A 14,778-nucleotide genomic window follows, 5' to 3' on the forward strand; every position below is an offset into this window, starting at 1 on the left:
CTACACCGGATCGAACGCGCGGATCGGCGGCAGATTGCCGGTGAACTTCTCCACCTCGACCACCGTCAGCTGCCCCGTGCAGCCTTGCGCGAACGACGAAGTCCCGACGTCGCGGGTGAGCACGTTCGGATTGCCGTGAACACACAGCGGCGCCTCCTCTTCGGGGTCCATCGGATCGTACCAGGCGCCGGTCGGAAGCTGGACCACGCCGGGCGCAATGCTGTCGGTGACGCGGACCGCGGCAAGGCACGCCCCGCGATCGTTGAACAGGCGGATGATGTCGCCGTCCCCGATGCCGCGCGCGTTCGCATCGACCGGGTTCATCCGCGCGACCTCGCGGCCGCGATGTTTCGCGCCAAGCGAATGGCCGCCGAAATCGAGCTGGCTGTGCAGGCGCGTCGCCGGCTGGTTGGCGACGAGGAAGCACGGCGCCCCCGGCCTGGGCGTGTCGGTCTTGTCGAGCCAGACCGGATGTCCCGGACAATCCGCATCGTTATGCCCCGCGATCTTGGCCGAAAATATCTCGATGCGCCCGCTTGGCGTCGGCAGCGCGTGATCGACGGGATCCTCACGGAAGCGGCGCAACCGGCCGCCATCATCGGGCTGCTGCGGCACGACCAGGCTGCCGCGCGCCCAGAACTCGTCGAAGCTTGGCGCTTCCAGTCCGCGCCTGGCGAGCGAGGCGCGTGTCGGCTCGTAGAGATGCTCCAACCACTGCCGCGACGTGCGGCCCTCGGTGAAGGGTTCGCGGGCGCCGAGACGCTCGGCGAGATCAGCGAAAATATCGTAGTCGTCGCGAGCAAGCCCGAACGGCTCGGCGACCTGATGCATGGCGACCATGAGAGGGTCGTTGCTGGAATAGCCGATGTCCTCGCGCTCGAGCGTCATCGTCGCGGGCAGCACGATGTCGGCATGACGGGCGGTGGCGGTCCAGGCGAGCTCGTGCACGACGAACGTATCGAGTTGGGCGAAGGCCTTGCGCAGGCGGTTGATGTCCTGATGATGATGGAAGGGATTGCCGCCGGCCCAGTAGACCATGCGGATGTCCGAATAGGTTCGCGTCTCGCCGTTGTAGCGATAGGTGCTGCCCGGCTTGAGCAGCATGTCGGCGATGCGCGCCACCGGAATGAAATCGGCGACGGCATTGCGGCCCTGTCCCAGCGTCGGCCCCGGCACGTCGTTGACGCGGCGGCCGTAGTAGGCGATCGCCCCGAGCGAATAGGCATAGCCGCCGCCGGGGAGGCCGATCTGGCCGAGCGTTGCCGCCAGCACCATGCCCATCCACACCGGCTGCTCGCCATGCTCGGCCCGCTGCAGCGAATGAGAGACGGTGATCAGTGCGCGCTTTCCGGCGAGCCGGCGCGCGAGCGTGCGGATCGTCTCGGCATCGACGCCCGAGATCGCGGCGGCCCATTCGGCATGCTTTGCCTGCCCGTCGCTCTCGCCGGTGAGGTAGCGCAGGAAGACGGACCACCCTTCCGTGTAGCGATCGAGGAAGGCCTGATCGTGCAGGCCTTCGCTGACAAGCGTGTGGACGAGGCCGAGCATCAAGGCGGTATCGGTGCTCGGCACGCAGGTCATCCACTCCGCACCGGCCTCGACGGGCAGGTCTTCACGAAGCGGGCTGACCAGGATGAACTCGCAGCCGCGCTTGCGGGCCGCTGCCATGGCGCCCCGCTCGACATGCTTGCTGATGGAGCCGCCGGCCACCATGGAGTTCTTCAGCGCCATGCCGCCGAACGCCAGCACGATGTCGGTGTGATCGGCGATCTGCTCCCAAGTGACGTTGCGCTTGGTGATGTCTTCATAGCCCGCGAGGATTTGCGGCAGCAGCACCGACGACGCGCCCGAGGAATAGGAATTGACCGAGCGCACATAGCCGCCCATCGCGGTGTTGAGGAAGCGATGCACCTGGCTCTGGGCGTGATGAAAGCGGCCGGCGCTCGACCAGCCATAGGAACCGCCGAACACGGCGCCGGGCCCGCGCGTGTCGCGGATGCGGCCGAGTTCGTCGCCGAGGAGGTCAAGGGCCTTCTCCCAGCTCACGGAGACGAATTCGTCGCGGCCACGGCGATCGTCGGGACCCGGCCCGCGCTCGAGCCAGCCGCGGCGGATCGCCGGCTGGGCAATGCGCGCCTGGTGGCGGAGCGCGCCAGGGAAATTATCGATGATGCCGTTCGGATCGGGATCGCCCGCATAGGCCCTGACCTCCAGCCCGGCCGCGCTCTGACGCGCGGAAAACACGCCCCAATGCGAGGTGTGCGGCTTGAAGCCATCCGAGAGGTCGAGACCGGGATCGGGGAAGCCAATCGTATCGTCCATCATCTGATCCTTGTTCCGGCATCGGCCTGCAATCAGGGTGGTAATATACCGATCCGATCCGGAATTCGTCGAGATCAGCGTTGACGGAAACGCTGGGCTGCCCCGCGCGAGGCCGGAAGCCGCTGCAGGGGCGTTCGCCCAAGCCCGATGGGGCGACTGCGCGGCGAGGAACGAAGGCCTCGCCCGTTTCATTGATACCGCAGGAGCAGCATGGGCAAGCTATTAATCAGCGTCGACGTGAGCCTGGCGATCATCATCGCCTTCGCGGTCTACGTGATCACGTTATGACGATGCGTGCCGGGCGGGCCGCATAGGCCCCACTGCGGCTCGGCCTCACTCACCTGCGCAGCAATCCACTAACAATTGCCAGATCCGCTGCGCCTCGCCTTTCGCGTGATCCTCCGGCGCCTTCTCGGCATTGGACCGGCCATATCCGGCGACGGCGCGCGCTTCACGCGGCACGATCCACCGCTCTGAGATCGGGTCGTACCATTTTCCGATGTTCATCCCAGTCACGGCGATCGACTCACAGATTTTCCGACGGTCCAGCGTTGCGCCTCCCGCGGCCCGATGCGAACCATTCGGCGGCGCGTCGCTCAATTTACCAATCGGCGCAGCATACGATCGTTCCATCCACGGCATCAGCCCGGCCGGGCCGGATGAAGCGTGCGCGGGTGCCGCTCGTGCAGCAGCCGCGCGAGCTCCTCGCGCTCGGTAGCGCGGCCCTTCATGGCGGTCTCGAACAGCGCTTCCTGGATATCGCGGGGCATATCGCCCCACACGTCCATCGCCGCGCGTCCGAGCAGACCCGCAAGATGATCAATTCCGTCGCTCATTCGGCTCTCCTGGTCTCACCACGGAATGGAACAGCTGTCGCCGTGGAGCGTTCCACTGCCATCATTGTCAAAGGAGTGGTCATTTATGGGTTTCTTCACCAAGGATATCAAAACGATGGAAGGCCTGCTGCTGCACGGGCTGCAGGACATCTACTACGCGGAGCAGCAGATCCTGAAGGCGCTGCCGAAGATGATCGACAAGGCGACCAACAGGGATCTCGTCACCGGGCTGAAAGCCCATCTGGACGAGACCAACAAGCAGGTCGAGCGGCTCGGCAAGGTGTTCGCGAAGCTCGGCAAGGAGCCCAGCGGCACGCAATGTCCTGCGATCGACGGCATCATCAAGGAGGCCGACGAGACCGCCGGAGAGATCGAGGACAAGGCCGTGCTCGACGCCGCGATCGTTGCCAACGCGCAGGCGGTGGAGCACTACGAGATGTGCCGCTACGGCACGCTGATCGCCTGGGCGGAAGAGCTGGGCCACGACGACATCGTGCGCTTCCTCACCACCAATTTGAACGAAGAGAAGGCCGCCAACACCAAGCTGAACACGGTGGCTCTTCGCAAGGGCGTCAACGCCAAGGCGTCCAACGCCGCCTGACGAGATGTGCGGGAGGGCAATCTGGGGTCTTTCCGCGGAGACATTCTGGATTGCCTCGTCGCCCGCGCATCAGTGCCGTAGCAACCATTAAGGTTCTCCCGATTTTCCGCAAGCATGACGCCGGGCTTGCAGCCGTCAAGGTGTGGCCTGGCGGGAGCGAGTTTGACGCGGGGCGTTCGCGACGGCCAACCTTGACGGCCGCGGCGCACGGCGTCGTCCAGGCGGAAGGTCGGGACGAAGAAACGGCCGCCTGATCGAACAAAGAAACGCGATCAGGTGGCGGGCAGCTTGGCAGTTTGAGGCGCTTCGGCGATCCACGGAGTTCCGCGGGCGACCACGGCGTTGATCGTGACGAGCAACTTTTTGGCGCAAGCGACCAGCGCGCATTTATGAGATTTTCCGGCGGCGATCAGCCTTGTATAGAGAGCCTTCATCTGCGGGTTCCATCGGGAGGATGCCGGAAGAGCCGCGTTGTAGAGCGCCCAACGCAGCCGCTCACGGCCACCTTTGATGTGACGGGCACCGGATCGTTCGCCGCTATCGTCGTCGTAAGGCGCCAGTCCACTGAGAGCTGAGGCCCGTTCGCGTGTGATGTTGCCGATCTCGGGCATCCTGATCAGGACGGCAGCCGCGGTCGGCAGACCGCAGCCGGCGACGCTGTAGATCAGATCGAGCCGTGCGGCGAGATCAGGATGCTTGCGGATCGCCGCCAGCAGCGCCTTGAACTCGGCTCGTTTGGACTTTGCCAACAGCGCGATCTGCGCCTTCCAAACCCCTTGAATCCGCTTGTCGCGGCAACTCTCGAGCCGGTTCTTCAGCCTTGCGATGTCTTCCGTGATCTGATCGATCATGGTCAGATGCTCGGCAAAGGGCTGCAACCGCGGATCCGGTGCAGGATGGATCGTCTTGACCGCGGCAGTGCACGTCGCGATCAGCGCCGCGTCGATCCTGTCGTTCTTAGCCAGCAGCAGACGGAACGTGGCATAGGCGCGGACCTGCTTCGGCTGAAACAGCACGACGACGAAACGCTTGCGCCGCAGCTCCGCAACGACCGCCTGCTCGTAGCCTCCACTTGCCTCGATCCCGACCCTCTTTACCTTGCGGCACTTCAACCACTCCACCAGCGCCTGGTGACCTCTTGCCGTGTTGTCGACCCGCAACTGCTCAGAGTTGCCATCGATCGCCACGTCGAGCTTGCGTTTGCCGGTATCGATCCCGGCACAGATCGTGTTACGCTTGGCCATCTTCCTCGACCCTCCCTTGTTATGCGAACCTGAAGTTCGTTCAACCATGCGGGTCCCGATGAAGTGCCGACCGCGATCTTGCTACGAAACGCAGCCCTCAAGGCTTCGGTGGGCATCGATCCGATCGATCGGCGGCCCAGCCAGGGTGGCCACCCGGGCTGGGCCATTCCTCACGGAACGGGGCCAATCCTATACCGATGCGCTAATACAAGGGTGGGCAAAGGCGCTCAAGCGCCGTGCCCACGATCTCCCTCTTTGAGCAACAAGGCGTGGGCACGCTTTCGCTTTGCCCACCCTACGAGATCCGGCTTGTGACAAGCAGCTCGCTTGCAGACATGCCTTCCCGTCCTCGCGGCGGATTTCGCCCGAGCTTTGCCTGGTCTCGCTACCCTCTGAATCCAAGAGGGCGCAGGGAAGGCCGGGTGCCGGCTGGCACCCACGGTCCGCTGCGCGAAAGGCACGCGCAAAAAAGACCGCACAGCAGCATACAGGTGTCGCCGATCACTCGGCCTTCCCTGCGCAGTGGCTGGACGGCTTATGCCGTGATCTCCCGGGAGCCGACCATTCCTTCTGGCCTCCCTCACCCCGCGAATTTAAACGATGCAGTCTGCCCGGTTGGGCTCGCTCGCACCTTCGCAAGAGCTTGACCGTGGCAACGACGGCCAGGACCACACGGTTTTGCCGTACGCACGGCCCGCCATGTCGCCGCAGTATTCCCTGGCTCCGTCGACAGAGCCGGAAACTTACGAGCGAGACGGAGCCTAGCAGCGCCGTCGTCCGCACGCGGTTACGGGCTCACAGGGACTACCCGCCCTGCCCGCACCTCTCATGCCGACGCTGCCGCGTCCACCGCAAGCCCGGCTCGCGAACATGACGACGACACGTCGCCCCTCTTGGGTGAGCCGGGATGGACGACACATACGCCGAAACCGAATTTCGGTAAAGTGGAATATTTTCGCGCGCGTGGATTGACAGCGGGCGACACAGGCAACGCTCCGCCGGGCGCCATGGTGCCTGTCTCCGTCGAGCATCACCAGCGCGGTGCGACCGCCTGTTGCATCGCGGAAGCATTTGCACCGCACCATTCGAAAATGAGACTGCCCGTCAAACCAAAGGAGGCGCCGACGCATGCACAGCGTCCGACTTCGGTTAGCTTTCCCATCAAAGCTGCGGGCCTTTCGAGAGCCACGCGGCGACAAAAGACGACACACAGGGAGGAGCACAATGTCGAAATGCAGTGTGGGACTGCTCGCGCTGAGCAGCTTGTTTCTTTCAACCGCGGCGTTCGCCCAGGAGAAGATCAAGGTGGGCGTAACCGCAACCCTCGAAGGCACCTACACGGTGCTCGGCGAGGACGGCATGCGCGGCCACCAGACGGCCCTCAACGTCCTGGGCAAGAAGGTCGGCGACAAGGAGCTCGAATTCATCGTCGCCTCGACCGACGCGACGCCGGACAGCGCGGTGCGCGCCGTGCGCAAGCTGATCGAGCAGGACAAGGTGCAGATCCTGCTCTCGCCGCTCTCCGGCGACGAGGGCATCGCGGTGAAGAATTTCGCGAAAACCCATCCCGAGCTGACCTTCATCAACGCCGCGTCCGGCGCGCAGGAAACGACCTATGTCGATCCCGCCCCGAACTTCTTCCGCTACAACATGGACGGCGCGCAGTGGCAGGTCGGCCTCGGCAAATACGCCTATGAGGAAAAGAAGTATCGCAAGATCGCGACCGTCGGCGAGGACTATTCCTTCATCTACACCCAGGTGTTCGGTCTCGTGCTCGAGTTCTGCGGCGCCGGCGGACAGGTCACCAACCGGCAATGGGTGCCGCTCGGCACCAAAGACTTCGCCTCGGTCATCGCGGCACTGCCCGACGACGTCGATGCGATCTATCTCGGGCTCGGCGGCGCCGACGCCGTCAACTTCCTCAACCAGTATCAGCAGGCCGGCGGCAAGGCGCATCTGATGGGCGGCTCGATCATGATCGACCAGACCATCCTGTCGTCGAAGGGCAACGCCAAGAACGCCCTGGTCGGCACCATCGCGGCGAGCGGCCAGGCCGACACCTGGGAGGATCCGGGCTGGCAGAAATTCGTGAAGGCCTATCAGGACGCCTTCCCGCCGAACAAGCGATTCCCGAGCCCGTCGCTGCTCGCCACCAACTATTACGGCTCGACCATGGCGCTGATCCTGGCGCTGCGTGCGGTCAATGGCGATCTCTCCAACAACCAGGCCAAGTACAAGGAAGCCCTCGCCAAGATCGAGATCGACGCGCCGAACGGCAAGATCAAGCTCGACGCCAATCGCCAGGCGATCGGCACCAACTTCGTCACCGAGGTGGTCGACGACGGCAAGGGCGCGTTGTTCAGCAAGGTCGTGAAGGTGATCCCGAACGTCAACCAGACGCTCGGCTACGACCCGGCCGTCTTCTCCAAGATCGGGTTGCCGAGCCGCACCGTGCCGGAATGTAAGAAGTACTGACGCATACTCCTGCGATGCACAACCCGGGGAGCGACTCGCTGACGCGGTCGCTCTCCGCTCTTGCAATCTCGCCGGCGTTGTTGAACGCTGACCGAAAAGACAAGAACATTCGGGAGGGGAAGGCATGAGCCGTGCGCTCGCCGTCTTCCATGGCCGGTTTGGCCGGGCGACGGTTTATCAGTTGAACCGCCCTTTCAATATCCACGCCCATCGTGAAGGTCATCTGATCTTCCATGTCGGCGGCATGCCCGCATGCATCGACGTCTCCGACGGACACCACGATCTCAACGAGACGTCCGTGGTCGCGGTCAATCCGTGGGAGCCGCACAATTTCCTACCCGCGGATCTCGACGGCGGCGCGATCTTCTTCGTGCTCTATGTCAACGCCGAATGGTTTGCGCCCGATGCATCCGGCACCCACCGGATGCGTTTCGGCCGCACCCAGTTCCGGCGCACGCCGGCGCTGGACAAGCATATCAGGCGGACCGCCGCGCTCGTGTGCGGCGCACCATCGCTCTCCAGCCTGGATTCCGAGCTGCGGCGGCTGATCGACGTCTGCTACGACGAAAGCTGGCAGCAGGCCGAGATCGCGCGTGATCCTCGCGCAAACGGCTCCGTCACCGATTTTCGCGTGCGCAAGTGCATCAAGATGATGTCGGAAAGCCCCGGCGCCGAGATCGAACTCGATGCAATCGCGCGGGAATCCGGCCTGTCGCGGCCGCATTTCTACCGGTTGTTTCGCGTCCAGACCGGCGTGACGCCGAACCTCTATCTCAACACGCTGATCATGGAACAGGCGCTCGAAGCGCTGGTGGCGAGCGAGGCGCCGATCGCCGATATCGGCTTCGATCTCGGCTTCTCCTCCCAGAGCGGCTTCACCCGCTTCTTCGCTGCCAATGTCGGGATGGCGCCGACCGATTATCGTCGCGCAGCCAAGATTTTGCGCGCCTGAGCTGCGCGAAAAGATACTCACGATCAAACGTCGCCCTCGCAGCCCCGCTAGGATGCGGGCAACGCGATCCCGGAAGAGGGTCGCGACCGACGGGAGGACGTACGTCCATGGCAGGGCTCGCAGCCGACGACGGCTTGCATCCCTCCTCTTCGCGCATGCGGGGAGGCGGTTGGGGTGTGCCCGCGCCTTCGCGACGTCTCCCCGCGTGCGGGGGGAAAATCGCAGAAGATCTCTTGGAACGGCCCGAGCAAGCGCCTCGTCCTTCGAGACGACCGCTCCGCGGTCTCCTCAGGATGAGGCTGATCGGCATCGGACCTGCTGCCGCATGCTCCGGCCTCATCCTGAGGAGCCCGTCAATGCGGGCGTCTCGAAGGATGGGCCGCGGAGACGCCGTTCCCGATATGCGGTTCTCCCCCCGCAAGCGGGGCGAGGTGAAGCCATGAGCCGCTTTGTCGAACGCCATCCGGCCTGGGCGCTGATCTCGATCATCGCCATCGCCGTCGGGCTCTGGCTGGTCTTCGCGATCTGGCCGCCGGGCCTCGAAGAGGCCATCGGCCGCAAGCGCGTCTTCCTCAACGCGGTCTTCAACGGCATCACGCTCGGAGGCCTCTACTTCCTCGTCGCGAGTGGCTTCACGCTGATCTTCGGCCTGATGCGCAACGTCAACCTCGCGCACGGCTCGCTCTATCTGTTCGGCGGCTATGTCGGCTACGCCATCAGCACGGCAACCGGCTCGTGGGTGCTCGGCTTCATCGTCGCCTTCATCCTCACCGCCATGGTCGGCGTCCTGCTCCAGTTGATCGTGTTCCGCCGGATGGAGGGACAGGATCTCAGGCAGACCATGGTGACGATCGGGCTTTCGATCGTGTTCGCCGACCTCATGCTGTGGGCCTGCGGCGGCGACTTCTACCAGATCCAGACACCGAACTGGCTGATCGGCCCCATGGAGCTGCCGCTGGTCACGGCGATCAAGTCCTCGGGCGAACCGGTCTATCTCAGATATCCCATGGTCCGGCTCGTGATCTTCGCCGCTTCCGTGGTCATCGGCGTTGCGATGTGGCTTGTTCTCAATCGCACCCGGGTCGGCATGATCGTCCGTGCCGGCGTCGACGATCGCGATATCCTCGCGGCGACCGGGGTGCGCATCCAGCTCGTCTTCGTGGCGGTGTTTGCGTTCGGCGCGGGACTTGCCGGCATCGCCGGCGTCGTCGGCGGCACCTTCCAATCCCTGTCGCCGGGCGAGGACATCCGCTTCCTGCTCGCCTCCCTCGTCGTCGTGATCGTGGGCGGCATGGGCTCGATCCCCGGCGCGGCGCTCGGCGCGCTGATCATCGGCCTCGCCGAGCAGCTCGGCTCGGTCTACATCCCCACCTATGCCATCGTCGTGACCTTCCTGATCATGGTGCTGGTGCTGGCGATCCGGCCGCAAGGCCTGTTGGCGAGGCGCTGAGATGTCGCTCGCTCACGATAGCCGCATCACCGTACGGCCCGCCGCGCTGGCGCAGCGCCCGGCGCGCATATGGCCTGAGATCAACCATCCCGCGGCCTGGATCGTCGCGGTCATTCTCCTGATCATGCCGCTGATCGCCAACGGCTTCTTCCTGATCGAGATCTTCGCTTCCACCTTGATCCTCGGCACCATGGCGCTGAGCCTGATGTTCCTCGCCGGCTATGGCGGCATGGTCAGCCTGATGCAGCTCACCATCGCGGGCTTCTCGGCCTACATGGTCGCCGTGTTCGGTGTCAGCGGCAACGCCAATATCAGTCTTGGTTGGCCGTGGTGGCTCGCGGTTCCCATGGCGCTGGCGCTGGCGACCGCCTTCGGCACGCTCGGCGGCGCGCTCGCGGTACGCACCGAAGGCATCTACACCATCATGATCACGCTGGCGATCGGCGCTGCCTTCTACTATTTCACCAACCAGAACTGGGCGATCTTCAACGGCCATACCGGCATCAACACCGTGGCCACGCCGCACTTCTGGGGCGTGAACTGGCGCGCTGACATTCCCTTCTATTACATCGTGCTCGCGGTCGCAGCGCTCTGCTATTTCGCCGTCGAATATCTCTCGCGCGCCCCGTTCGGACTCGCGCTGCAGGGTGTGCGCGACAATCCCAGGCGCATGGCGGCGCTGGGCTTCAACGTCAATGCGCATCGCGTCGCAGCCTATGCCGTCGCCTCCTTCATCGCGGCGCTCGCCGGCGTCCTCCAGGTCTGGAACTACCGCCAGATATCGCCAGGCTCCGTCAGCGTCGGCGCCTGCATCGACGTGCTGATCATCGCCGTCGTCGGCGGCATCACGCGCCCGATCGGTCCCTTCATCGGCGCGCTGATCTTCGTGCTGCTGCGCACCTTCGCGCTCGATTTCCTGGTCAGGATCGGCCTCGACGGCAACCGATTCCGGCTTTTGATCGGACTCGGCTTCCTCGCCATCGTGTTCTGGTCCTCGGACGGCGTCATCGGGCTGTGGCAGCGCTGGCGCCAGCGCCGCGGCGCCGACCGATCCGGTGGAGGGCGTCGCCATGGATAGCGTCGCCCAGCGCCTCTCGGCCGTCGGCGCCGGCGCCGCGCTGGAGCTGCGCGGCGTGACGCGGCTGTTCGGCGCGCTCGCCGCGCTCACCGACGTCACCATCACCGTGCGTCCCGGCGAACGCCGCGCCGTGCTCGGCTCCAACGGCGCCGGCAAGACCACGCTGTTCAACTGCATCACCGGCGACTTCCCGCCCTCCTCCGGCACGATCCGCTTCTTCGGCGAGGACGTCACGCATTTCCCGCCCTATGAACGCATCCGCCGCGGGCTGCGCCGGACCTACCAGATCTCCGCGCTGTTCCCCGGCCTCACCGTGCAGGACAATGTCTATCTCGCCTGCCGCGGCGTCTCGCGCGGTCGCTTCTCGTTCCTGCGTCCGGGACAGAACGATGCCCTGATGCACGCAGCCGACAATCTGGTCCAGGCCGTGCATCTGTCCGCCGTGAAGGACCAGCGCGTCGCCGAACTCGCGCACGGCCAGCAGCGCCAGCTCGAGATCGCGCTCGCACTCGCCGGCGCGCCCCGCTTCGTGCTGTTCGACGAGCCGGCCGCGGGCCTGTCGCCGACCGAGCGTGCCGAGCTGATCGAGATCCTGACCTCGCTGCCGGCGCATATCGGCTACATCATCATCGAGCACGACATGGACGTGGCGCTGCGCGTCGTCGAGAGCGTCACGATGATGCACAACGGCCGCGTCTTCAAGGAAGGCGTGCCGCAGGAGATCCAGTCGGATCCGGAAGTGCAGGAGCTTTATCTCGGAGGCGGCCATGAATGAGTCCCGCCGCTCCGCGGCCGCACTCGAGGTCCGCGGGCTCGACGTCCATTACGGTCACTCGCACGCCCTGCAAGGCGTCGACCTCACGCTGGAGAGCGGCGTGTTCTCCGTCGTCGGCCGCAACGGCATGGGCAAGACCACGCTGTGCAAGGCGATCATGGGGCTGGTCGCGGTGAGCGGCGGCTCGATCCGCGTGCGCGGCGAGGACATCACGCGGCGGCCTTCCGCCCAGATCGCCCGGCTCGGCGTCGGCTATGTGCCGCAGGGACGCCGCCTGTGGCGTTCGCTCAGCGTCGACGAGCATTTGCGGCTGGCCGGCGGGCTGCGGTCCGGCGCCTGGACCGTCGAGCGCATCTACGACACCTTCCCGCGCCTTGCCGAGCGCAAAGACCATGGCGGCGGCCAGCTCTCCGGCGGCGAGCAGCAGATGCTGGCGATCTCGCGCGCGCTTCTCACCAATCCACAGCTGCTCGTCATGGACGAGCCGACCGAAGGCCTCGCTCCCGTCATCGTGGCGCAAGTCGAGGAGATGCTGCTGCGGCTCGGCGAGGACGGCGACATGTCCGTGCTCGTGATCGAGCAGAATATCGGCGTCGCCACCGCGGTCTCGCGCAACGTCGCGATCATGGTCAACGGCCGCATCAACCGCATCATCGATTCCGCGCGGCTCGCCGCCGACCGCGAGCTGCAGCAGCGCCTGCTCGGTGTCGGCCTCCACGCCGAACTAGAGCCGGATCTCGACATCCCTGCATCCGGCCCGGAGGCCAAACCGGTGCCGGCGCCGCGCCGCGACGGACCGGTCCGCATCTACATCTCCAACCCGACGCTTCCGACGCGGTGGTCGCAACCGGTGCCGATCGCCCGCATCGAGGCTGCAGCGCGCACGCTCTCGACCCAGGTTGCGCGGCTCGACGACACCGCGCGGCGCAAGCGCGAACCGGCGGCGGCGCAGACCGCCGGGCCGCCCGTCGTGCTGGTGGTCGGCACGCTCGACACCAAAGGTCTTGAGCTGCGCTTCATCCGCGACATCATCGCGGAAACCGGCCTGCGCACGCGGCTGGTCGACGTCTCGACCAGCGGCAAGCATTCCAGCTGCGATGTCTCCGCGCAGGAGATCGCACTGAACCACGGCCGCGGCGGCTCCGCCGTATTCGGCCCCGACCGCGGCGCGGCCGTGACGGCGATGGCCGATGCCTTTGCCGGCTGGCTGCGGCGCCAGGGCAATGTCGCCGGCGTGATCTCAGCCGGCGGCTCCGGCGCGACCTCGCTGGTTGCCCCCGGCATGCGCGCGCTTCCCGTCGGCGTGCCCAAGCTGATCGTCTCCTCGGTCGCTTCCGGCGATGTCGGGCCCTATGTCGGCCCCGCCGACATCACCATGATGCACTCCGTCACCGACGTGCAGGGGCTGAACTCGATCTCGCGCGCGGTGCTGGCCAACGGCGCCCATGCGCTCGCCGGCATGGTCAAGGCGCGACTCGATCAGCGCGCGACCCGCCCAGCTGCAGCCCTGCCTTCCGTCGGCATCACCATGTTCGGCGTGACGACGCCGGCGGTGCAGAAGATCGCCGCCGATTTGCGCGACGATTTCGAATGCCTGGTCTTCCATGCCACCGGCGTCGGCGGACGCTCCATGGAGAAACTCGTCGAGTCCGGCCAGCTCGCGGGCGTCATCGACCTCACCACGACGGAGGTCTGCGATCTCCTGATGGGCGGCGTGTTTCCCGCAACCGACGACCGCCTCGGTGCGATCATCCGCACGCGCGTCCCCTATATCGGCTCGGTCGGCGCGCTCGACATGGTCAATTTCGGCGCGCCCGACACCATTCCCGAGCGCTACCGCGGCCGCAAATTCCACGTCCACAATCCGCAGGTGACGTTGATGCGGACGACCGTGGAAGAGAACGAGCGGATCGGCCGCTGGATTGGCGAACGACTCAATCAGATGGATGGCCCGGTGCGCTTCTTTCTCCCCGAGGGCGGCGTCTCCGCGCTCGATGCCCGCGGCCAGCCGTTCTGGGACCCCGATGCGGACGCCGCGCTGTTCCGCGCGCTAGAGCGGACCGTGCGGCAGACCGGTCATCGCCAGCTCATTCGCACGCCGAAGAACATCAACGATCCCGACTTCGCCGCCGCCATCGTCAGTGCGTTCCGAACCCTGTTCGGGCGACCCGGCGCGCGGCGGAGACTAGCGAGGTGACCGATGGCCAGGTTTGAACGCGCAGCACTGCTGAAGAGGTTCCGCGAGATGGCGAAGCGCGGCGAGCCGATCGTCGGCGGCGGGGCCGGCACCGGGCTGTCAGCCAAATGCGAGGAGGCCGGCGGCGTCGATCTCATCGTGATCTACAATTCCGGCCGCTACCGCATGGCCGGCCGCGGCTCGCTCGCCGGCCTGATGGCCTACGGCGACGCCAATGCCATCGTGCTGGAAATGGCCGGCGAAGTGCTGCCCGTGGTCACGAGGACGCCGGTGCTCGCGGGCGTCAACGGCACCGATCCGTTCCGCGACATGGACGTCTTCCTCGACCAGCTGAAGGCGCTCGGATTCGCCGGCGTGCAGAATTTTCCGACCGTCGGCCTGATCGACGGCACGTTCCGCGCCAATCTCGAAGAGACCGGCATGTCCTATGCGCTCGAGATCGACATGATCGCCAAGGCGCACGACAAGGACATGCTGACGACGCCCTATGTGTTCAGCGAGAAGGAGGCCGCCGCGATGGCGATCGCCGGCGCCGACATCGTCGTCTGTCACATGGGGCTGACGACCGGCGGCTCGATCGGCGCGCAGACGGCACCGAAGCTCGAGGACTGTCCCGCCCGGATCGACACCTGGGCTTCCGCTGCGCTCAGCGTCAATCCTGAGATCCTGGTGCTGGCGCATGGCGGCCCGATCGCGGATCCCGCCGACGCCGATTTCATCATGAAGAACACCCGCCATTGCCACGGCTTCTACGGCGCCTCCTCGATGGAGCGGCTGCCGGTGGAACGGGCGCTGACGGAACAGGTGCGTCAATTCAAGGCGATCGGCGCGCGATAACGCCGAAGGTA

12 protein-coding genes are annotated in these 14,778 nt (G+C 65.6%); 8 read left to right on the forward strand and 4 right to left on the reverse strand.

The features are described 5' to 3' along the window. From IVB24_RS30440 to IVB24_RS30450, 3 genes are all read right to left on the reverse strand, one after another. Complete coding sequence (locus tag IVB24_RS30440) at window positions 1-2,322, reverse strand: molybdopterin guanine dinucleotide-containing S/N-oxide reductase (RefSeq protein WP_247774202.1); 2,322 nt, start codon at window positions 2,320-2,322, stop codon at window positions 1-3. A gap of 333 nt (window positions 2,323-2,655) precedes the next feature. Beyond that, window positions 2,656-2,955 (reverse strand): hypothetical protein, encoded by a 300-nt coding sequence (locus tag IVB24_RS30445; protein WP_247770185.1) that lies wholly within the window; start codon window positions 2,953-2,955, stop codon window positions 2,656-2,658. Window positions 2,956-2,963: 8 nt separating this feature from the next. Further along, the gene (locus tag IVB24_RS30450) at window positions 2,964-3,158 is read right to left on the reverse strand and encodes a hypothetical protein (protein ID WP_094974141.1); all 195 of its coding nucleotides are present in this window, start codon (window positions 3,156-3,158) and stop codon (window positions 2,964-2,966) included. Between the two features lie 85 nt (window positions 3,159-3,243). On the opposite strand from IVB24_RS30450, the gene IVB24_RS30455 reads away from it, so the two are divergent. Further along, complete coding sequence (locus tag IVB24_RS30455) at window positions 3,244-3,759, forward strand: ferritin-like domain-containing protein (RefSeq protein WP_247770186.1); 516 nt, start codon at window positions 3,244-3,246, stop codon at window positions 3,757-3,759. A 272-nt stretch (window positions 3,760-4,031) separates the two neighbouring features. Here IVB24_RS30455 and IVB24_RS30460 read toward each other — a convergent pair whose 3' ends face one another. Beyond that, complete coding sequence (locus IVB24_RS30460) at window positions 4,032-5,003, reverse strand: IS110 family transposase (RefSeq protein WP_247769734.1); 972 nt, start codon at window positions 5,001-5,003, stop codon at window positions 4,032-4,034. A gap of 1,224 nt (window positions 5,004-6,227) precedes the next feature. On the opposite strand from IVB24_RS30460, the gene IVB24_RS30465 reads away from it, so the two are divergent. The 7 genes from IVB24_RS30465 to IVB24_RS30495 all read left to right on the forward strand — a co-directional run bounded on the left by IVB24_RS30465 (window position 6,228) and on the right by IVB24_RS30495 (window position 14,767). Further along, window positions 6,228-7,478 (forward strand): ABC transporter substrate-binding protein, encoded by a 1,251-nt coding sequence (locus IVB24_RS30465; protein WP_140480724.1) that lies wholly within the window; start codon window positions 6,228-6,230, stop codon window positions 7,476-7,478. Window positions 7,479-7,602: 124 nt separating this feature from the next. Further along, window positions 7,603-8,430, forward strand: a complete 828-nt coding sequence (locus tag IVB24_RS30470; RefSeq protein WP_094974139.1) for an AraC family transcriptional regulator — start codon at window positions 7,603-7,605, stop codon at window positions 8,428-8,430. A 439-nt stretch (window positions 8,431-8,869) separates the two neighbouring features. Next, window positions 8,870-9,880, forward strand: coding sequence for a branched-chain amino acid ABC transporter permease (locus IVB24_RS30475; protein WP_094974138.1), 1,011 nt, complete (start codon window positions 8,870-8,872; stop codon window positions 9,878-9,880). A 1-nt stretch (window position 9,881) separates the two neighbouring features. Further along, window positions 9,882-10,958 (forward strand): branched-chain amino acid ABC transporter permease, encoded by a 1,077-nt coding sequence (locus tag IVB24_RS30480; RefSeq protein ID WP_247770187.1) that lies wholly within the window; start codon window positions 9,882-9,884, stop codon window positions 10,956-10,958. Next, entirely contained in the window at window positions 10,951-11,733 is a 783-nt protein-coding gene (locus IVB24_RS30485) for an ABC transporter ATP-binding protein (RefSeq protein WP_094974163.1), read from the forward strand. The genes IVB24_RS30480 and IVB24_RS30485 overlap by 8 nt, the downstream gene beginning before the upstream one ends. Then, entirely contained in the window at window positions 11,726-13,930 is a 2,205-nt protein-coding gene (locus tag IVB24_RS30490; RefSeq protein ID WP_247770188.1) for an ABC transporter permease, read from the forward strand. The genes IVB24_RS30485 and IVB24_RS30490 overlap by 8 nt, the downstream gene beginning before the upstream one ends. Before the next feature lie 3 nt (window positions 13,931-13,933). Then, window positions 13,934-14,767: a phosphoenolpyruvate hydrolase family protein gene (locus IVB24_RS30495; RefSeq protein WP_247770189.1), complete on the forward strand. Its 834-nt coding sequence runs from the start codon at window positions 13,934-13,936 to the stop codon at window positions 14,765-14,767. The last annotated feature ends 11 nt before the right edge of the window (window positions 14,768-14,778 follow it).

Source organism: Bradyrhizobium sp. 192, from assembly GCF_023100965.1.
GTDB classification, from domain to species: domain Bacteria; phylum Pseudomonadota; class Alphaproteobacteria; order Rhizobiales; family Xanthobacteraceae; genus Bradyrhizobium; species Bradyrhizobium symbiodeficiens.